The organism is Rhodococcus sp. NPDC056960 (assembly GCF_042674125.1).
Taxonomy (GTDB): Bacteria; Actinomycetota; Actinomycetes; order Mycobacteriales; family Mycobacteriaceae; genus Rhodococcus_F.
This window is the reverse complement of the sequence record NZ_JBHURF010000033.1, coordinates 1-20747: the sequence shown is the minus strand read 5'-3', so window position 1 is coordinate 20747 and position 20747 is coordinate 1. Positions and strand designations below refer to the sequence as shown.

General features: G+C 66.1%; 16 protein-coding genes. 2 read left to right on the top strand and 14 right to left on the bottom strand.

All coding sequences use genetic code 11. The features are described from left to right. Positions 1-12: 12 nt before the first annotated feature. A complete protein-coding gene (locus tag ACFTWF_RS37400; RefSeq protein WP_378466121.1) occupies positions 13-846 on the bottom strand; it encodes an IclR family transcriptional regulator in 834 nt (277 codons plus the stop codon). 125 nt (positions 847-971) lie between these two features. After that, positions 972-1472, bottom strand: coding sequence for a flavin reductase family protein (locus tag ACFTWF_RS37395; protein WP_378466120.1), 501 nt, complete (start codon positions 1470-1472; stop codon positions 972-974). 443 nt (positions 1473-1915) lie between these two features. On the opposite strand from ACFTWF_RS37395, the gene ACFTWF_RS37390 reads away from it, so the two are divergent. Further along, entirely contained in the window at positions 1916-3286 is a 1371-nt protein-coding gene (locus ACFTWF_RS37390; RefSeq protein WP_378466119.1) for an MFS transporter, read from the top strand. Positions 3287-3471: 185 nt separating this feature from the next. Here the strand turns inward: ACFTWF_RS37390 and ACFTWF_RS37385 are convergent, their stop codons facing one another. The 4 genes from ACFTWF_RS37385 to ACFTWF_RS37370 all read right to left on the bottom strand — a co-directional run bounded on the left by ACFTWF_RS37385 (position 3472) and on the right by ACFTWF_RS37370 (position 6551). Further along, positions 3472-4203 (bottom strand): amidohydrolase family protein, encoded by a 732-nt coding sequence (locus ACFTWF_RS37385; RefSeq protein WP_378466188.1) that lies wholly within the window; start codon positions 4201-4203, stop codon positions 3472-3474. A gap of 322 nt (positions 4204-4525) precedes the next feature. Next, positions 4526-4744, bottom strand: coding sequence for a hypothetical protein (locus ACFTWF_RS37380; RefSeq protein ID WP_378466118.1), 219 nt, complete (start codon positions 4742-4744; stop codon positions 4526-4528). Next, positions 4741-5385, bottom strand: coding sequence for an ROK family protein (locus ACFTWF_RS37375; protein ID WP_378466187.1), 645 nt, complete (start codon positions 5383-5385; stop codon positions 4741-4743). The genes ACFTWF_RS37380 and ACFTWF_RS37375 overlap by 4 nt, the downstream gene beginning before the upstream one ends. Positions 5386-5936: 551 nt before the next feature. After that, complete coding sequence (locus ACFTWF_RS37370) at positions 5937-6551, bottom strand: hypothetical protein (RefSeq protein ID WP_378466117.1); 615 nt, start codon at positions 6549-6551, stop codon at positions 5937-5939. Between the two features lie 243 nt (positions 6552-6794). Here ACFTWF_RS37370 and ACFTWF_RS37365 point away from each other — a divergent pair, with 243 nt between their 5' ends. Continuing rightward, positions 6795-9158: an arylsulfatase gene (locus ACFTWF_RS37365; RefSeq protein ID WP_378466116.1), complete on the top strand. Its 2364-nt coding sequence runs from the start codon at positions 6795-6797 to the stop codon at positions 9156-9158. Between the two features lie 287 nt (positions 9159-9445). On the opposite strand, the gene ACFTWF_RS37360 is transcribed toward ACFTWF_RS37365, so the two are convergent. From ACFTWF_RS37360 to ACFTWF_RS37325, 8 genes are all read right to left on the bottom strand, one after another. Further along, entirely contained in the window at positions 9446-11113 is a 1668-nt protein-coding gene (locus ACFTWF_RS37360) for an SLC13 family permease (RefSeq protein WP_378466115.1), read from the bottom strand. Positions 11114-11640: 527 nt separating this feature from the next. Next, positions 11641-12417 carry an SDR family NAD(P)-dependent oxidoreductase gene (locus tag ACFTWF_RS37355; RefSeq protein ID WP_378466114.1) on the bottom strand — a complete coding sequence of 259 codons (777 nt, stop codon included), beginning with the start codon at positions 12415-12417 and terminating at the stop codon, positions 11641-11643. A 139-nt stretch (positions 12418-12556) separates the two neighbouring features. Then, positions 12557-13330, bottom strand: coding sequence for a sulfite exporter TauE/SafE family protein (locus tag ACFTWF_RS37350; RefSeq protein WP_378466113.1), 774 nt, complete (start codon positions 13328-13330; stop codon positions 12557-12559). Positions 13331-13371: 41 nt separating this feature from the next. Continuing rightward, on the bottom strand, positions 13372-13533 hold the full coding sequence (locus tag ACFTWF_RS37345; protein WP_378466112.1) for a hypothetical protein: 162 nt from the start codon (positions 13531-13533) through the stop codon (positions 13372-13374). A 143-nt stretch (positions 13534-13676) separates the two neighbouring features. Continuing rightward, a complete protein-coding gene (locus ACFTWF_RS37340) occupies positions 13677-13946 on the bottom strand; it encodes a metal-sensitive transcriptional regulator (RefSeq protein WP_378466111.1) in 270 nt (89 codons plus the stop codon). Between the two features lie 87 nt (positions 13947-14033). Further along, positions 14034-16193, bottom strand: a complete 2160-nt coding sequence (locus ACFTWF_RS37335; RefSeq protein ID WP_378466110.1) for an MMPL family transporter — start codon at positions 16191-16193, stop codon at positions 14034-14036. Positions 16194-16970: 777 nt separating this feature from the next. Then, positions 16971-18377: a rhodanese-like domain-containing protein gene (locus ACFTWF_RS37330; RefSeq protein WP_378466109.1), complete on the bottom strand. Its 1407-nt coding sequence runs from the start codon at positions 18375-18377 to the stop codon at positions 16971-16973. A 1373-nt stretch (positions 18378-19750) separates the two neighbouring features. Next, positions 19751-20545, bottom strand: coding sequence for a 2-keto-4-pentenoate hydratase (locus ACFTWF_RS37325; protein WP_378466108.1), 795 nt, complete (start codon positions 20543-20545; stop codon positions 19751-19753). Between the last annotated feature and the right edge of the window lie 202 nt (positions 20546-20747).

Below are 20747 nucleotides of genomic sequence, written 5' to 3'. Positions count from 1 at the left end.
TCCGCAGCGCGGCTACTCGCCCGCGGAATGTCGCCAGAAGACCTCGACGAGGCGGTCGACGATCTTCTGCATCTCGTGGAGACCGTCGGGAATTCGTTCGCGGCCGAACCGGTATCGGGGCCCGTTGAGGGACACGATCGCCACCAGGTTCCCGGCCGGATCGCGAACGGGGCAGGAGAGGGAGACCAGTTCTTCTTCGAGTTCGTTGTCGATGAGCCCGAAGCCGTTCTCCCGAACCCGGTCGAGTTCGGCGAGGAGGACTGTGCGGTCGGTGATCGTCTGGGCGGTGTACCCGTCGAGGTGTTCGGGTAGCCGGTCGACGACCTTCGACGTCGGCCAGTCGGCAAGGAGGACTTTGCCGCTGGAGCTGGCGTGAAGCGGATACTGGGTGCCGATCATGTGACCCGACATCCGGGAGTTGATGCCCACGACGTGGGAACCGGCGGCCTCGGCGATGAGGTCGAGCCCGTCCTGGAGATTCGGCACCGCCAGGGAGACGGTCTCGTTGAATGTGTCGGCCAGCTCTTGAAGCAAGGGCTGCGCACGGGCCACCAGGCCTGCGTAGGGGTCGGCGTGGCGACCGAGTCGGGCCATCTCCCAGCCGAGGGTGTAGTTGTTGTCGACCCGGTCCACGAGACCGGTCCGTTCGAGGCTGTACAGCAAGCGGAATGCGGTGGGGCGTGAAATTCCGACCGCTTTGGCGAGGGTGCTCACCGTCGTGCCCGACTTGGGCCGCGCTGCGAGCTCGCGCAGCAGGCGAACAGCTTTGGTCACCGACTTGTTGGCGATCTCGGCCGGCTCGCCCGCCTCTGCCGTCATCGGTTCGACCACCGTGGGCTCGCTCATGGCACCCTCTTCCTTCTTCGGCGCGGCCACCGTCGGCGGTGTGAATGCGCCTCGACTCACTTCGTGATCTCCGTGGAACAACCACGCGCCGAGCCGCTTTCGACGTGGAGTCGTGACTGTGAGTTTCAGGCGGCGGTGAGTTCCCGGATGCTGCGGAGTCGGCCCTTGTGGAAGACGAGGGGTTCGCCGTGGCCGGTGTCCATCTGCAGGACCCGGGCGATGACGATGACGTGGTCGCCGCCGTCGAGTTCGTGGGTGATGTCGCAGTCGATGAACGCGTGCGCCCCGGTGATCCGGGGGGAGCCGGCCTCGGACAGGGACCAGTCGAGGTCGGCGAACTTGTTGGGCTGCTTGCCGGAGAGGGTGCGGCACACCGGTTCCTGGCCGGCGGCGAGCACGCTCGCGCACAACCGGCCGGCGGCGCGGACCTTCGGCCAGGAGGTGGAGGTGTGCGCAACACTGAAGCTGACCAGCGGCGGGTCCAGGGACAGGGATTGGAAGGTGCCGACCACCAGCCCGCACGGATACTCCGCCCCGGCGGTGATGCCGGACAGGGCGACCACCCCGGTCGGCAGATGGCCCATCACGCTGCGGTAGTGCGCCTGATCGATGGTGGAAGTGAGCATGGGAGGGCTCCTTGTCGGATCGTGTGCCGGACGCGGCAGCGTGCCCGGACTAGGAGTGTTGAGATGTTCAAAAAATGAACGCGTCGTTCAGAACTATTTCAGTATTGCGGCCTGGGTCACACTCTGTCAAGGCGGAAATGATCGGTGCTGGCGCAATATCCAGGCTTTCAGCGACCGGATCGACGGGGCTGTGACTCCGATCGCCCTTGACGAGGATTGAGGGCTCTGCCACAATTTCAATCGCAACGTTCAAAAAGTGAACGTTCAAACGATATGACAGCCTTCCGTCCCGTGGCGACGGTCGACCGAAGCTCCTCCTCGACGACCGGTCCCACCCGCGACAACCCCTCGTGCGAGCGCCGACACATGACTGGTCGACGCCGCGCCCGCCGTCTGTGCCTTCCCGCACCTCGGCGGATCCACCTGCCAAAAGGAGTCACCTGGTGACGATTACCAACAACGACAACGAATCGGTCGGAAAGCATGAGAGCGATCGTCTCGTCACGCTGACCGAGCGCGGTCCGGTCGACAAGCGACGTTTCGTCGTCAAACTGACCGGAGTGATCGCCGGCGGCATGTTCATCGACGGTTACATTCTCGGCATCGTCGGGACGGTCATCGGCGCCATCACGGTGGATCTGAACATGTCGCTGTTCTGGGAGGGGCTGATCGGTGCATCGGCGCTCATCGGCATCTTCGTCGGCGGCCCGCTGGGAGGGTGGCTCGCAGACAGGCTCGGTCGCAAACCGTTGTTCGCGATCGACCTGGCGATCTTCATCGCCGGATCGGTCTTGCAGTTCTTCGTCGACTCGGCCTGGCAACTGTTTGCCGTACGACTGTTGATGGGCATCGCGATCGGCGCCGACTATTCCGTCGGCTGGCCGCTGCTCGCAGAATTCTCACCACGGCGGCTGCGCGGGAAGTTGCTGGCCTTCTGCGAGGTTGCCTGGTACGTCGGCTTCATGTTCGCGTTCGTGATCGGTTACGTGATGACCACGGCGTTCTCCTTGGATTGGCGCATCGTTCTCGGCACCAGCACCATCCCGGCGGTGGTCCTGTTCCTGGCCCGGCTTGGCATGCCCGAATCCCCGCGCTGGCTGATGAACAAGGGACGCACGCAGGAGGCGCGGGAGATTGCGCACGCATACCTGGAAGACCCGTCGGACGTCGTCGACATCACCAATGAGCAGCACCGTTCGGGCACCTTCGGGATGTTGTTCTCGCCCGCCTACCGCCGCGCCACGATCTTCATCTCGGTATTCTGGTTCTGCGCTGTGGCACCGTATTTCGCGATCGCCACGTTCGCTGCGAGTGTGCTGTCGGGGTACGGTCTCGGTGACGGCCTGGTCGGTGCCATCGGCGTCAACGGACTCGCGCTCGTCGGTGTCGTGGTGTCGGTGCTGCTCATCGAGCGGATCGGCCGCCGAAAGTTGACCATCCCGCAGCAGTGGGTGTGCGCGGTGGTGCTGCTGATCATTGGGTTGTGGTCGTCGGCGCCGGCTGCGGTGGTGTTGATCTGCTTCCTGGTCTTCGCGTTCGCCAATGCCATGTCGACCGCCCTGACGGGTGTGTACCCGGGAGAGATCTTCCCGACCGAGATCCGCGGCCTGGGTACCGGTTTCGCGACCGCGTTCAGTCGCATCGGGGCGGCGTCGGGGACGTTCCTGCTGCCGTGGTCGATGCACAACCTCGGCGGCGGGGTGACGATGGTGATCGCCGCGGGTATCTGCGTGGTCGGTGCGGTGGTCTCTCAGATCCTCGCCCCCGAGACCATGGGGCGCAACCTCAGCGAAACCTCGGCTCCGCGAGCGTAGCTGTATCCAGCCACCACGGTGGTCGAGGTCGCCGACTGCAGGTCCGTTGGCTCGAGGACACCGGCATGGGAAATCTGCCTTTCCACGGTTGCGTAGAACCGGATCTGGCTCGAAATCGTTTCCCCCGCTTGGCGAGGAGAGGGCCGGTGTCTTCGGATGACCGCCGTTCTGTACGGTCCGCGTGCTCAGGTGGTGGATTCTGCGCGGTCGTTCGTCTTCGCGGATGCGCGGCGTCCGTTGATCCAGGTCCTGCGGATGTGGATCGTGTGGATGTCGTGTGCAGGAACAGTGAGCGGGTTCGCGTCGAGGACGACGAAATCGGCGAACTTGCCCGGTTCGATCGAACCGATTTCGTGATCCGAGTGCAATTGCCATGTGGGGTAGATGGTTTGCGCTCGGATGGCCTCGCGCACTCCGATTGCGACGTCAGGACCGAGCACCGCCCCGGCAGGAGTCCAATTCTCGGCGTGCGTGCCGATGAAGTCGCGGAGAACTTCGCCGTAGTAGTAGAGGTGCGCGACGAAGAACGAGATGGTGACCCCGAGTTCGTGCGCGCGGCGTACCTGGTCGGCGGTGATGCTGCCGCAGTGTTCCATTCGGAGCCGGAGGTCCGTGCGACCGGTTTCCTGCTGGACGCCGTCGAAGGTGTCGAGCACGGTGTCGACGGCGATGTCGCCGGGAACGTGACAGGCAATCTGCCAGCCCTGGGACACATACTTGCGACACAGCTCCAGCAACTGCTCCGGGGTGTAGTTGCTGCATCCCCGGTGGCCTGGGTGAACGCCGATGGCGCGAGTGTGCGGGCTGTCCTGGTACCCGAAGCTGGTCTCGATGTTGCCGATCCACGGTGATCCGTCACTCCAGATCTTCACGCCGACGGGGCGGAGGGTCGGATCGGCGTCGAGCGGACGGGGGATGTGGTCGCGGGCGCCGGAGATCTCGTAGGTAAGCAGTCGGACCGGGTTGTCATGGGTACGGAACTACTCCGCTACCGGCTCGTAGGAGTGTGGGTCGAACGCCAGGTCTCCGGTGGCGGTGACACCGGCCGCGGCGAAACGGTGCAGTGCGTGGTCGAGGTTTTGCAAGCGCATCCGCCCGCGGTGAATCGGACACGGTCATGGTCTTCGCACTTTCCGGCAAGAGTGTGCAGCGCCACTCACGGCGAGGGCGGTGATCCGGAACGTTAATTCACGGCGTGGAATAAGTAATCCCGGTGCGGCCGGAAGTGGTGGGGCGATGTCAGGGCAGCACAGCCGCCGGATGGGAGATCACGGTGTCGCGCCCGGCGAGGAGCATGCCGGCCAGGTTCGTCGTGTCGTCGTAGTTGGAGAATTCCACCTGCGCCGACGACAAGGAGGGCAGCGCCGATGCGGCGTCGAGGTAGCGTCGGAACTCCGGCTCGATGTAGGGAATCAGCTGTCCCAGGTATCCGTCGACGAAGGTCGCCGTCGGATTCACGATCGACGCGACTGCATCGACAGTGATGCCCGGCCAGTGGCCGGCCCGGGCAGTGCAGAGTGGGCGCGTTCGTCGCCGGTCGAAGCCAGGTCGCGGATAGCGGTCAAGAGGTCTGCCGAGTCGGTGAACAATTGGTCGAACGGCGGCTCGGGGTGCCCGGTCGCGGCGGCGTAGAGGGCAAGCAGCCCGATCCTCGTCTCGACGCATCCACGCCGCCCGCACCAGCACGGACGCCCTCCGGGATCGATGATCATGTGTCCGATTTCGCCGGCGAGGCCGAGCGCTCCGTGGTTGATCAGATGGTGGTCGTAGATACCCCCGCTGATCGCTTGCGTTCCGCCGATGTACACCACCGGAAGGTCCGCCGCCGCATCCGTGGCTGCCACTCGCGCCAGGAGCGCGAAGTTCGTCTCTCGATCGACGCCGATGGCATCGTGCCGCAATCCGGCGGCAGTCAGGACCGAATGCGCTTCACTGCGGAGGTCGACGGACCCCCACTCGTTGAGCACGGATCGAATCACTCGACCCGCATGATGGTCGACGGCACCTGGCACGCTGAACTGTGCGGACACCGGCCGGCGAGCGAGGGCATGTGCGGCCTCGACGGTGGTCGCGGCCGCGGCCGCGGCGGCGAATTGCAGGCGATAGTTCTCCCACCCCGCGGGGCCTCGACGAGGTGGCGGCGACGGTGCAGAATTTCGCCGCTCGAGCTACCGATTGCCGCGTCGATATGCGTTCGGCTGCAGTCGAAGGCGAGGACGCACAGGGACCACGAGGGCAGCGCGACGGGATACGTGGGACGGCCCCGCGACGCCGGGATCGCCTTTCGGAAGCTCCGCTACCAGGTCGCGGTTGCGGAGGTCGGTGATCAGGTTCGTCAGGGCGGTGACCTGCAGTCCGCACTGTGCTGCCACGTCTGCCCGGGACATCGGTCCGAATCGGGCGAGGACGCGAAGGATCTGCGACAGGGTGTGTTCTCGAAGGTTGGTGATGGAGCCGCCGCGATCGGACAGGGTACGGGCCCGGGCGGAGCTGTTGATGGTTGCATTCTGGCAGGGACAAGAGGCTGGTCGCACCTCGCACCCTCGCTGAGGTGATGCAACAAGCCCCGGGAAGTTTGTGCGAGACGGTTCGAAGATTTCCTGCTCCGTGGGCATCATCCGTCAACTCGAATCCGACGCACTGCCGTGGGTTATCGCGGTGGGATGTCGAACTGTTTCCATTCGTATGCCAAGTGCCGCGAACGGTTTCGGTGGATCAGTGTGCGGGCGAGTGCGGTGGGGAGGAGGACGGCACCGGCGGCGAGGGCCCAGATACCGATGGCGGCGGCCGCGGCCACGACCGTGTTCTCCCCGCTGCTGGGAAGCGGGCCGACGGGGTTGCCGTCGGCGCCGATGCTGATGGTGACCGTGTGACCGGCCTTCGCGGGGGTCTCGGTGGGCACTACTTCGGTGCGCTGCCCCTGGGGTGTCGACCACTGCGCTCGGGCGGTGTTCTGGTTGCCGGCGGCGCGGAGTTCGCCCCCGCTGGTGTCGGGTGTGGGGTGGGTGTCCTCGAGGAGTACGGCCGGGACCTGCTGCACGCTCGCGCGCAGCACCTGGGTCTGCTGTTCGAGTCGGGTGTGGGTTGCGGTTCCGATTGCGGCGGCGAGGGGGATCAGCAGCAGCACCAGGGTCGCGGCGGCCAGTACGAGGAGCGCTTCGTAGCGGTCGGTTCGCCGCATCAGGTGGTTGCGGTTCCACGGTCTCAGTCGCCACCACCGCATGGGTGTGGGTGTGGGTACCGGTGCCGAGTAGTCCGGTCGCATGGGTGCACCCCCTGAAGGTCTTCGCGTCTTTCCCTTCGATTGTGCGTCGGAATCCTGAGTGGTGTCGCCGCGCGCCCTCCCCCCTGTTCGGGTCGACGGGGTGAATCGCCTCTAGGGCGAGGCGTCCTCGAATTGATCGCCCCAAGTCACGACAGGCCGGTGTGAAACATTGCGTTGCCCCTCGTCATCGAGGGGCTGTCGTGCTTGGCTGGAGACAGGGGACCCCAATGAGGAGCCGACATCATGGCCACACCGTTCAGAGGCGTCGTCAATCTCGATATTCGTGACTCGATCCCGGACTGGGGACCGTACGAACAGCCCAAGGCGCCGCCCGGCTCGCCGAATGTGCTGTACATCGTGCTCGACGACGTGGGCTTCGGAGCCCTGGGCTGCTACGGCGGCCCGATCGACACACCCAACATTGACAAGATCGCCGCAAACGGCCTGCGTTACGGCCAGTGGCATACGACCGCGCTGTGCTCACCGACCCGGTCCTGCCTGCTCACCGGCCGCAACCACACGACCAACGGCATGGCCTGCATCAGCGAGGCCGCGATTGGCTTCCCCGGCGCAAACGGGCACATCCCACCCGAATGCGCCACCCTCGCCGAGATACTGGTCGACCACGGCTTCAGCACTGCCATGGTCGGCAAGTGGCACCTGTGCGCCGAGGACGAGATGAACATGGCGTCCAGCAAACGGAACTGGCCGGTCGGCCGAGGTTTCGAACGCTTCTACGGCTTCCTCGGGGCGGAAACCAACCAGTGGTACCCGAACCTGGTGCACGACAACCACCCCGTCGAACAACCGGCCACGCCCGAGCAGGGCTATCACTTCAGCGTCGACATCACCGACAAGGCCCTCGAATACATCGACGACGTCAAGGCCATCGCCCCCGACCGGCCGGTGTTCCTGTACTACGCGCCGGGCTGCGCGCACGCCCCGCACCAGGTGCCCAGGGAATGGGTCGAGCGGTATCGCGGAAAGTTCGACGCCGGGTACGAGGCGATGCGCGAACAGACCCTGGCCCGGCAGAAGGACATGGGTCTGGTCCCGGAGAACACCGAGTTGCCGACGCTCAACCCGATCGGCACCCCCGAGTCACGGACGGGGCCCGACGGGCAGCCGTTCCCGCCGCTCGACTACACCCGCCCCTGGGGCAGCCTCTCCGCCGACGAGCAGCGGCTCTTCGCCCACATGGCGGAGGTCTACGCCGGGTTCCTCTCACACTGCGACGATCAGATCGGCCGCCTGCTCACCTACCTCGAGGACACCGAGCAGCTCGACAACACCATCATCGTGCTGGTCTCCGACAACGGGGCCAGCGGCGAGGGCGGCCCGAACGGCTCGGTCAACGAGAACAAGATCGGCAACGGCGTGGCGGACGACCTGGCCGAGAACCTGGCGAGGCTCGACGATCTCGGCGGGACGAGAACCTACAACCACTACCCGAACGGGTGGGCGATGGCATTCAACACCCCGTTCAAGATGTGGAAACGGTACTCGTTCAACGGCGGCACCTGCGATCCGTGCATCATCTCGTGGCCCGCGACCATCGCCGCCCGCGGCGAGACCCGCGACCAGTACCACCATGCCATCGACCTGGTCCCGACCGTGCTCGACTGCCTCGGCATCACACTGCCCGACACGGTCAAGGGCTACACCCAGCACCCGCTGCAGGGGGTGAGCATGCGCTACAGCTTCGACGCCGCCACGATCCCCACCGCCAAGCACACCCAGTTCTTCTCGATGCTCGGCACGAGGGGCATCTGGCACGACGGCTGGAAGGCCGTCACCACCCACCCCGCGATCAGCGGGTGGAGCCACTTCGCCGACGACACCTGGGAGCTGTACCACACCCAGGTGGACCGCGCCGAACTGCGCGATCTGAGCGCCGAGGAGCCCGGCCGGCTCGCCGAACTCGTCGGTCTCTGGTTCCACGAGGCCGGCGCCAACCAGGCGTACCCGCTCGACGACCGCTCCGCCGTCGAGATCCTCACCACCCCACGCCCCCAGCTCGCGCCGCCACGAAACCGGTACGTGTACCGCGCCGGCGGCGCCGAGGTGCCCGAGTCGGTGGCGGTCAACATCCGCAACCGCTCCTACTCGATCGGCGCACTGGTCGACATCCCCACCGACGGCACGACCGCGGCTGGGGTGTTGTTCTCGCACGGTAGCCGGTTCGGCGGGCACGCCCTCTACGTCAAGGACGACCGGCTGCACTATGTGTACAACTTCCTCGGCAGCGAGCAGCAAGTGATCAGCGCGACCGAGGACCTGCCGACAGGTCAGAACCTGATCCTGGCGGCCTCGTTCGACAAGGACGGGGAGGACCCACCCGGCACCGCCCACGGGGTGCTGCGCCTGTACTACGGGGACCGTCAGGTCGGTGAGGGCCGGATCCGGACCCAGCCCGGAAAGTTCGGCATCGCCGGCGAGGGCCTTACGGTAGGCCGAAGCACCGGGGAAACCGTCACCGACGACTACCCTGGCAGCGCGCCGTGGGCGTTCACCGGCGGGACGCTGAACCGGGTCGCCGTCGACGTCAGCGGCGAACCGTTCGTCGACCTCGAACGCGAAGCGGCCGCGATGCTTTCCCGCGAATGACAGCAACGGCGCCATGACGGGCCACGACACAAGCCATCCTCGGCTTCGTCCGATCCGTGACGACCGGGGGTGGACCCGCCGCCGGGCACGGACATAGACCCGGAGCACCTGTTTCCCAACCGCTCCTGAGATCTGATATCGCGGGTGTTCCGTTTCGTCCGCCCCAGCACGGCGACGGCACGATCCGCCGTCGTGATGTCGGCTGAAGAAATGCCGGGATCTGAGTCATGACCCGATCTGTACCGGAACTCCCGCACGAAATGTGATGCAGCGAAACATATTCAGTGTCAGCTCGAGGGCAGTAGCAGTGCCCAACCCACGCCGAAGGCCGTCACCAGCGACATCAGCGTGAGTGGGATACCGAACCGGAGGAAGGTTGCCGTTGAGTATCCGCCTGGACGCATCACCATCAGGTTCGACTGATGGCTGTACGGGTTGAGGAACGTGAACGAGATACACGTGCCGATCAACGTGAGCAGCAGCACCGGGTTCAGCGCGGTGGTCGCGGCGATCTCCAGCGCGACCGGGGTCAGGATGGCCGCGGCCGCGGCGTTGGTGACCACGTTGGTGAGCACGGTGGTACCGAGGGCGATCACCAATACCACCAGGGCGGTGTTGTCGCTCGACAGTGTGAGGATGGCGTCGGAGATGTAACCTCCGAGACCACTGTGCACGACGATGGTCCCGAGACCTATCGACCCGGCGATGATCGCCAGAATATTCCAATTGAGGGCGCGCACCGCGGACCTCGGCGTCAGCACGCCGGTGAGCACCATCAGTGCTGCACCAGCCACGGCGCTGAGTTCGACCGGGGCAAGGCCGAAGGAGCCGGCGACGATGACGGCAGCGAGGATCGTCAGGGCGATCCACGTCTTCCTCGTCCGGGGTGAGGTGCCGGGCAGTTCCTGCCACAGGGCGACGAGCGGGTGGTCGGCGAGCGCATCCGCCGAGCTGGCCGTGACCAGGCACAATTCACCCGGTTCGGCGGGGGCGTCCCTGAGCAACCGGGTGGTCTGGGCGGCGACCACCGCGATGTCCTCGTCCTCCTCCAGATCGCGCACCGTCCTCTGCTCGTTCGTGGCGATCGCGACGAGGTAGAGATGTTGCGGGGCCAGCCCGAACCGGGGGCTGGCCCACAGCATCCGAACGCCGGCCTCGGTGGCTCGGTAGACCAGGACGTCGCCGATCTCCAGGGCCGTGTCCGGGTCGACGCGTGTGCCCCAGCGCCGGATTTCCCGTAGCTCGAACTCCACCGTCGTGTGGATGCCGAGTTCGGAAGCGGTACGGCCGACGGCATTGGTCTGCGCCGAGATCGGAATCTCCGCCTGCCAGGACAGGTCGCGTGCGGCGACTTCGGGCCGGCCGCGCAGCATGAGGGGCGCGGTGACGAGCAGTACCACCCAGCCCACAATGGCCACCGGAACGGCGATCGGGACGAACGAGAACATCGTGACCCGCACACCGGCAGGCTCCGCGAGACCGGCGATGAGCAGGTTGGAGCTCGTGCCGATCAGCGTTGCCGACCCCGCCAGCGTGGTGGCATGGGCGATCGGCAGCAGAACGCCACGCGCCGGAATTCCGGACTGTTGCTGTAGCTCTTTGGCGGCAGGTATCAGCATCGCCACGACCGGCGTGGTGTTGATCAGCGCGGACATGAGGCCCACCGGGGGAATGAGGCGGCCCAGCGCGCGGCCCGGAGTCCGGGCCCCGGACAGCAGTCGATGGGTCACCCGGGAAACGACGCCGGTGCGGAGCACCCCCTTGGCGATCACCAGCATCGCTGCGACAGTGATGACTCCGCCATTGCTGAGCCCTGCGAAAAGCTCGGTCGGGGTTGCGATCCCGACCAGTCCCGCTACCACCAGCGCACAGGTCAGAGCCAGGACGGCCGGCAGCCTTCCGGTGGTCATCACAGCCAGAGTGACAATGACGATCACTGCCGCGGTAAGTGCCATGAAAGAGATGGTGTCAGCAAATCAACGGTATGCGGCCGAACAACCCCAAAGTCGCCATGGGTCTGCTGAACGGGCCGAGGACAACTGAGATGACTCGCCCGCTGGGCGGCTGGACGATGTCTGACCGTCGGCGCGAAGCTTGCCGGTCCTAGAGTGGGGTCGACGAGACCCTGTCGTGGGAGGACGATCGTGTTCTCGCGCTCGCCGACGTCGCTCCGCGGGCGAAGTTGCGCCGAGTCAGTACTTTCCGACATCAGCCGACCACCCCTGCACCCTGAAGATTCGGCTCTCGGTTGTCCACGCTGCAATCACTGTCGGCGTGGCCGCTTCCCCCGGACGGGTGACGCGAGATCCCGGGGCGGCGCCGTCCGCCGCAGCGAGCACGTGGAGTGGGTGTGTGGCGCCGTCAGCGTGCACGGTGCCCGCGGTGGGGTCGGTGATGACGGTGCGGTGGTCGCCCTCGTCGGGCCGCAAAGACCGTGCTCTTCCACCTCTGAGCCCGCAGCGCGGACTCCGTGTTCACGTGCCTAGCCGAGCGGATCGGGCTGCGAGCCGTCGACGTCGGTGAAGCCGTATTCGCGACCGAGCAGGGCTGCGACGACGATCTGACCGTTCCAGCGCGCGATATTTGGATCGCTGCCGAGCGCGGCCACGGCGCGCCCGACGAACTCGGGGCTCTCGGAATTGGAGAGATCGAAGACGCCGGCGGCGAGCACACCTTCGGTTCGTACGAGGCCCGGGTATAGCGACACGGCGGTGACGCCGTGGGGGCCGAGCTCATGTCCCATATCCGCCGCGAGCCTGTCGGTCGCCGACTTCGCGACGCCGTAGATCGTGTTGCCGGAATAGGACCGTCCGGCGAAGGACGAGATGTGCACGATGAGACCATGTCCCGCGGCGATCATCATCTGTGCGGCGTGCTGGCTCGTGACGAAGGCCGCGCGTACGCCTGCGGTCATCATCGCGTCCCATCGCCACATCGGCTGTAGCCAGAACGGGTCGGCCCACGTGAAGCGATCGCCTTCGACCATGCGTTCGTAGCCACCCCACGCGACATTCACGCAGATGTCGAGCTGTCCGGTCTCGTCCGCGATGCGCCCGAACACGTCGGCGACGGCATCGTCATCGCGGTGGTCGCACCTGATTGTGGTGACGCCATCGACGGCGTCGGCTTCGGCTTCGGTCACGCTCCGTCCAGTTGCATACACGTGCGCACCCGCAAGTGCGAGGCCGAGTGCGACGCCGCGCCCCACGCCTCGGCTCGCGCCGGTGACCAAGGCAACCTGCCCGTCAAGGTCCGCCATCACGCCGACCTTACAGGGGCGATGGCTGATGCGACGTTGCCTTGCGGTGCGCCTCGGTGAGCGACGTGGAATTTCGGACACCGGGCCAGTCGGACATCTGGCGCCACGAACGCCACGAACTTCCCGGCGCTAGGGCATCTCAGCGTAGGAACAGGGTGTCGACCAGGACATACGTGGCGACGGCAAATACGAGGTAGGCGAACCAGCGTTGGAGTCGGTGGGTGTCGACTCGGGTGCCGACGTGGCCGGCCAGCAGGGACGCGGCGATGGCGGCGCCGGCGAAGGCGGCGGTGATCGTCCAGTCGATGCTCGCGCCGCCCAGGTGTGAGAGCAGTCCGGCCGCAGAGTTCGCGACGATGATGACCAACGAGGTGCCCACAGCGGTCTGCATCTCCACGCCGAGCATCAGCACCAGGGCGGGGATGATGAGGAACCCGCCGCCGACCCCGAACAGTCCGGTGAGGAAGCCGACGGTGATGCCGGCGGGGATGGAGCGGGTCGCGCAACGTCGCCAGTTGATTCCCGAGTCCCCGGTCTTGCAGGCGGTGCCGGTGTCGTCGGGGTCGAGGAGCATGCGGGCGGCGGCGGCGATCATGACGGCAGCGAAACCTATCAGGACCACGGATTGGGGGAGCAGGCGGCCGACGGCGCTGCCGGCGAAGGTTGCGGGGATGCCGGCGGCGGCGAAGATTCCGGCCAGTCGCCATTCGATCTGGTGCGCGCGGACCTTGGGGAGTGCGCCGACGATGGAGGCGACGCCGATCACCAACAGAGAGATCGGGATGGCCTGCTCGATGTCGAGCCCGAGACCATAGACGAGGGCGGGGACCGCGAGGATCGATCCGCCGCCGCCGAGCAGTCCGAGCAGAATGCCGATGACCGCGCCGAGGCCGAGGGACACCGCCAGTGTCATGATCCTCCTGTCCTGCTACGTTGTTCGAGCTGTCTGACGTGTCAGGCTGTCGATGTGGTGAGTGAGTTGTTCGCGGCCTGGAGTGCGGCGGTGGCCTCGTCGGCGACGTCCTGGAGTCCGGGTGCGGCCGTCATCTCCAGCATCAGGGCGGGGTTCATTGCGTCGACAATGACGATGCCCGCCGCGGACGGGTCGGTGCGCACGACGCCGGGCGCACCGTGCTGGGGAGCCGGGGTGGTCGGCGCCGAGCACGGTGAGCGACGGCCGCTACGACGTGAAGGTGGCGGTCGGCGCGACGCCGGCGAGCCGGACCGGGTGGCCTCGTTGGTCGACGCGGTAGGCGTAATCAGGCGAGGGCGAGGAACAGTTTTTCCAGCTCCGCCTCGGTCATCGGCTCGGTGCCCTCGGAGTTCTCTCCGGTGAGGCATTCACGTAGGCCGGTGGCGACGATCTTGAACCCCGCTCGATCCAGGGCTCGCGAGACCGCGGCGAGTTGGGTGACGACATCCTTGCAGTCGCGACCTTGCTCGATCATGGCGATCACACCGGCGAGCTGTCCTTGGGCGCGGCGCAACCTGTTGAGTACCAATGCGATGCTGTCGTCGTCGCCGACCATGACGTTTCCTTCCGTTGGATGCTCTCATGATACCCCAGGGGGTATATGGGCGGAACAATTGTGGGATGACCCACCGACAAGTCTCCGTCAGTGCGAAAATTTGATGCTCGGCAGGATCCGGCGCAACCAGGCCGGGCACCACCAGGCGGCGTGCCCGGTCAGTCGCAGCAGCACCGGAAGCAGCACCAGCCGGATCAGGACCGCGTCGAGGAGCACGGCGACTCCGAGGATGATGCCCATCTCTTTCGGGGGTAGCGGGTCGGCGAGGGCGAAGGTGAAGAACACCGCGACCATCACCGCGGCGGCGGCGAAGATCACCCGCCCCGAATGGGCGAGACCGTCGACGTGCGCGACCTGGGGATCCCCCGAGCGTTCGTAGTGTTCCTTCGCGGTGGCGAGCAGGAAGACGGTGTAGTCCATGGCGATCGCGAAGATCATGGCAAAGAAGAACACCGGCCCCCACCCATCGAGGAACCCCTGCGGAGTGAAGCCGAGCACACCGGCGCCGTGCCCGTCCTGGAAGATCAGCTTCGCGACCCCGAACGCGGCGGCGGTCGAGAGCAGGCTGACCACGGTGCCGAGGATCGCGATCACCGGCGCCTGCAGGGCGATCAGCAGCAGCGCGAACCCGAGTACGAGGATGATGCCGACGATCAGCGGGAGATAGTCGTTCAGCGCCTGCTGCAGGTCCAGGTTCTCCGCCGGTGCACCGCCGACCAGCGCGCCGTCGGGTACGTCCGACCGCAAGGTGTTCAGGATTGAGCTCATCTGTGGGTCGGACGGATCCACGGCCGGGATGGCTTGCAACATCACGTAATCGCTGCCGTCGGGTGCGGGTTGCGGCGGGGTGACCATCGCGACACCATCGACGGCTGCTGCTGCTGCAGCAGCGGTATCAGCACCATCGGCGGTAGGAGAGATGATCTGCAGCATCCCCGGTACGCCCTCGCCCATCTGGGCCTGGACGAGTTCGTAGCCTTGCCGGACGGGCGCATCGGTGGGCACGACCTCGATCGACGGCATCGCCACCTTCAGCCCCAGAACAGGGATGGACAGTGCTATCAGCACCAGCAATGAGGCGACCGCGAACGGCCACGGATGCTTGTGCAGCAGATGCCCCCAGGCGGCGAAACGCGGCGAGCGGTGCTCCTGCCGCTTGGCGTAGGGCAGTGACCCGGCGTTCACCTTCGTGCCCAACTTTCCGAGTGCGGCGGGCAGCAGCGTGAGGGTGGCCAGCAGTACGAAGAACACCGCGAGCATGATCCCGACCGCCATGGTGCGCACGGCAGGCGCGGGAACGAGCAGAACCGCGGACAGGCTGACCAGCACCGTCAGTCCGGACAGCATGACGGCCTTGCCGGCGGTGTCCATGGTTTCGGCGACCGCGGTGCGGGCATCGCCACGGGCCCGGACGGCGTCGCGGAACCGGGAGACGAGGAACAGTGCGTAGTCGATACCGAGGGCGAGGGCGAACATCATCGCGAAGTTCATTGCCCACACCGAGATCGGGGTGATCTCGTTGAGCAGCACCAGCCCACCGGCCGAGGCGACGAGGCCGGCCAGGGTGAGCAGCAGCGGCAACCCGGCGGCGACCAGGGACCCGAACGCGAGCACCATGATCGCCAAGGTCACCGGCCACGAGAACAGTTCGGCCTGGATCATCGCGTCGTGGTTGGCCTTGTTGAAATCACTCCACAGGGCCGACGCCCCGGTCGGGTACACCTCGATTCCGTCCCCGGACAGGGCGGTCAGCTGGTCTTTGTGGTCGTCGACGGCCTTGACCATCTCGTCGGCGCTTGCGTTCGCGCCGGCGATGAGGATGCCCGTGTGCCCGTCCTCGCTGATGGACATCCCCTGCTGCGGCGCAACGATCTCCCCGAAACGGGAGTCTCGGGCGAAGACATCTGCGATCTCGCCTAAGACCTGCTGGACCTGAGGGCTGTCGACGGTGCGATCGCCGGAGTGAACCACGACCTGCACCGCGGCAGACGAGTTACCGCCGAAGTGTTGCTGGGCCAGTTCGCGGACCTGCACCGATTCGGACCCGTTGGCCTGCCAGCCGGCGCCGGCGAGGGAGCTGAACACCGACGGTGCGGCGGTGCCGAGGCCGACCAGCACGATCAACCAGATGCCGAATACCCATCGGGCATGGACGGCCATCGCGGCGCCCATGCGGCCGAGTACGCCGGCGTCCGTGATCGGCGTGGTCGGCGGCGCGTGGTCGCCGACAGTGTCATTGCGGATCATTCAGGTTCCCCTCGAGGTTTGATGACTTGGAATCGCTGGATGTGGGACTAAAGTGCGCAGGGCGCAGGAGAGTCACCCGAGGCCGACGGCACAGCCTGCAGGTCAGGTCGCGCATGTTGCGGCTCTGGTCGCTGTTCAGTGAGGACACCCGAAACATGATTCCCACCAGTGCAATTCGAATCAGTTCGCGCGGCGTCCGGGTTGACGGCGTGTGTGCCACCGTGTTCAATTTCGCTGATAGCCTGCGCGGTGTCGTGGGGGTGGACCGGCTGTCGAAGGCCGATTCCCGCGCGTAAGACCAGGCCAGTGGTGGCGGACGATCCGGCTCCGGACGCGTGCAAACGGGCCCGTGATTGTGGGCGGGGTGCGGTGGGTGTGTCGATCGGGTGAGCGCACTGCACGAATACGCAAACGGGGACGGCTCGTCGCCCGAAGGAGTCCTGCTGTGTGAAGCGGTCCCTGCGCGTTGTCGCCTCGCGCGCTTCCTGTGCTGGCGTTCGGGTCTCTCCCGTGGAAGCAGAACCCGGCTATCGGCGGGACCTCACCTGGGGCTCCGCACTCAGCGCCGAAACAGGGTGCGGAAGATCCCAGCTCTTGGCTGCGGGACGGAATCCTCCGCGCAGGTACACCGGTCGGAGGCGGGAACGGACCGCATCACAGTGTCGGCGTGCTGACCGCAGCCGCCCCAGGTGGTCTTTGCGCAGCTCGTGCACTTCGTGGGATAGCACATGTCCACTCTTTCTTCATCGGGATAGGTTGTTACGTTGCGTTTCAGCGCTATTCGGCACCGGCAGTTGCCAGGTGGTCGGGCGGGCAGTGCTGCGCCGCCCATGCGGTGTAACCGCCAACCAGGTCGCTGACCTGCTCGACACCGTGGGCGCGCAGCAGTGAGGCGGCGACACTCGAGCGCCAGCCGCCCGCGCAGTGCACCACGATCGGGAGAGCGGACGGGATCTCGCCGAGGCGGGAACGCAGTTGCGCCAGTGGAATCGGTACCGCCTCCGGGATGACACCCATCTCCCGTTCACCGGGATTGCGAATGTCGATCACCGTAATGGCCCCGGCGGTGCGCAGCCGATCGAGCTCCAGGACGGTCGTCCGCGGCGCCGTCCGGACGAGGTCGGTCAAGTCGGCCGGGAAGGCGCCGTCCCCGTCGACGTTGAGGAACCCGGCAGCCCCGTCGGAGCCGATGCGCGCCAACCGCATAGCGGCATCCTGTTCCTGACCGGGGTAGGTGATCAGCAGGATTCTCTCGCCGAGGTCGGCGACCATGCCGCCGGTCTCGGCGAAACGGCCCTCGAACCCGACGTTGACCGAACCCGCCAGATGCCCCGCCGCGAAGTCGTCGGGGGAGCGGGCATCGAGCACGTGTGTTCCGGCGCCGAGTTCGTTCCGCAGTTGGGTGGCCGTGACCTCGGGGATACGGCGCTGGCGGTCCAGCAGTGGGCGGTTGGTCTTGTTCAACGCGACGTCGGCGGCGAAGTACGACGGCACCGCCGGTTGCCCAGCGGTGATGAGGGCCACGAACGCGTCCTCGGTCATCGGCTGCACGGTCGGGTTGGTGCGGCGTTGTTCCCCGATCGTCGAAGTCAGCTCCGCCGACAGGTTCTTGCCGCAGGACGAACCGGCGCCGTGCGCGGGCAGCACCGTCACCGGATCGGGCAGGGGCAGCAGTGTCTCGTGAATAGTGCGGTACATCGCCCGGGCCAGGTCGGCGGTGGTGCCCGCGCCGAGGTTGGCCAGGTCCGGGCGGCCGACATCGCCGATGAACAGCGCGTCACCGGTCAGTACAGCGGTCGGGGTGTCCAGCGGGCGCTCGCGCACCAGCAGGCTGATCGACTCCCATGTGTGCCCGGGTGTGGACAGCACCTCCAGGTCCACTTCACCGAGGCTGACGTGTTCGCCGTGTCGAAGTCGCCGGATCGGGTAGTCGGTGTCGGCGGCCTCCCCGAAGCCGATCCATGCCCCTGCCGCGTCCGCCAATTCCAGATGTCCGGAGACGAAATCGGCATGGAAATGTGTGTTGATCACGCCTTCGAGAGTCAATCCCAAGCGACGGGCGTCGGCCAGGTACTCGGTGACGTCCCGGCGTGGATCGACTACCACCGCGCGACCCGTACTTTCGTCGCCAATCAGGTATGACGCATGTGACAGGCACTCGATGTAGTACTGCTCGAGGATCATCAGGTCTACCTCCGAGGGGCTGGATTCGATGTCCAACCCACAATGACATATACCCCCGGGGGTAATCAAGTACCCCTAGGGGTATGTGATCGATGACGCGTTCAGACCGATTGACGGGCCGCGAACTGTCGAGCTGAGACTCTTCGGGGCTCACGGCCTCGGAGGAGTGCTGTCCTCGTCCGGCGCGCATCCCGGTGTCGGACGTCGAAGGGTGGGAAACGTCGAATTCGAGCTTTCCGGCGGCCCGTGGGTTGCAATGTTCCCCGGCCGCCGATGCCTTCCCCGCCCGGCCGGATGGCGGTGGCTTCGTTGAGCCCCGCGGTCGCCACAATGATTCCGTTGGGGTGATTCGATGTCGATGTCGTGCCTTCGGTTGGACATTGTCAATCGTCAATGCCACCGGATAGTGTCCGGGGGCAATCCGCCATCGCGTGCGTTCGTTCTCGATCCGATCCGCCAGACGCGGCAGCGACAGCGTGGTGGCGACCCGGGCCCGTCCTCCAATCGACGCGTCGCGGCCGGGATATCGCCGCGAAGGGTTTGATTCGGGAGCCGGTTCCGTATGTGACAAGCATGAAATCGACGCCCCCGCCCTCGGATCCGAGTTCCGAGCACTGGTCGAGAAGACGCACGGCTTCGGCATGGCGACCTTGCTGGTATAGCAACTCGCTGTGCATCGCCCCAGCGATACCGTCCTCATCTGCGATCGTGCGATCCAGGCGAAACCTCGGCAATCGACGAGTTCGGCCGCTCGGTCCGGATCTCCAGCAGCGAGCGACTCACGGAGGGCTGCATCGCCGCCCTGCAAGTGGCCACTCTGTCTCTGCGCGGACGCGACGATCCGGCAGAACTCATTGCCCATCTCTCCGGCCGTCACCGATCACGATGACGGATTCCCGTTCGATGCGCGGTTTCGAGTACTCCTGCCAGCTCGACCCCGATTCGAACACGCGAGGATCTTCGTATATCCGTCCATCCTGCGCCGCCACGATCCCGCTGCCCGCTCATCACACGCTGCGGTAGGCGACGGACTCCGAGCTGGTCGGGTTCCGACTCTCCTGTCGATGAGCCTGCGCGGCGGATGGACCAGGTGGAACGAAGTTCGAACCGTAGGACCGTGGAAACAGATCGGTTCACGTGAAGGCCGTACTCGCGCGATCGCCGCTGCGGTCCCGGATGGAATTCGGCAGTCGGATATGGTCCGGACGGTGCGTGTTTGGAGTGCGGGTGCCTGACACCGACACAGTGGAGGTCAGGCACCCGCGTCGTTCGCCCAGTAGTGCAGAGGCGCTCTGTTTCCTGAGCGAACGAGGATCGGGTCCGCGGAGTCTGGCAACTCGGCGGAATGGTGATGCCCGGAGGGGCTGGTCGGATCAGTTCGTCTGGTGCGAAACGTCGAATTCGATACTGCCCCAGCCTTCGAATTCTCCGACCCACTGACCGGCCTGGTTCATGGGGACGGCCTGCAGGCAGCTGCCGGGGAGGATGACCTGACCGGGCAGGAACTCGACGTCGTAGGCGGCGAGGCGGTTGACCAGCCAAGCGACTGCGGCGAGCGGGTTGCCGAGGATGTTGCGGGTGTTCCCGGTGATGACCTCGCGACCGTTGAAGCGGAGGGTGCCGCGCATGTCCCGCAGGGTCAGGTCGGTGATGCGGCGGGGGGTGCCGCCGAGGAGGACCGCACCGGTGGATCCGTTGTCGGCGAGGGTGTCGGGAAGGTCGATGGCCCAGTTCTGGACGCGGGAGTCGATGATCTCGATGGCGGGCAGTGCGTAGTCGATCGCGTTGATGACGTCGGCGACAGTGACATTGGGTCCGCGCAGGCTGCTCTTCAGCACGAATGCGGGTTCGAGTTCGACGAACGGCTCGATGTAGTCGTTGCGTTCGAGGGTGGTGCCCTCGTAGGCGAAGATGCTCGCGAGCAGGAACCCGTAGTCGGGTTGTCCGAGTCCGAAGGCCTCCTGCATGACCTTCGCGATGTTGCCCAGCTTGTACCCGACCAAGCGGTCACCGTTGTCGACGGCGTGTTCGACGTTGATCCGCTGAACGGCGAAGGCGGAGTCCGCGTCGAGGGCGGGCCAGGTCTTGGTCGGAGGGGTGACCGGCACACCGTTCACGCGTGCGGTGCGCAGTGTGGTGGCGACGTCGTGGAGTTCGGTGGTCTGCATGAAGTTCCTCTTCGGGGTCGCTCCCACCGTCTGTTTCCGCCGGGATGGGCTAGGAGGCAGTGGAAGTCAGGTATGAGTGGTGTGTGTGATCAGACGGCGGCGCGGCTGCCGAATCGGAGTCCGGGGTGGTCGTCGCGGAGTCGGACGGCGCCGGGGCCGTAGAGTTTTTCGCGGAGGGTGGAGCCGTCGTATTCGGTCCACA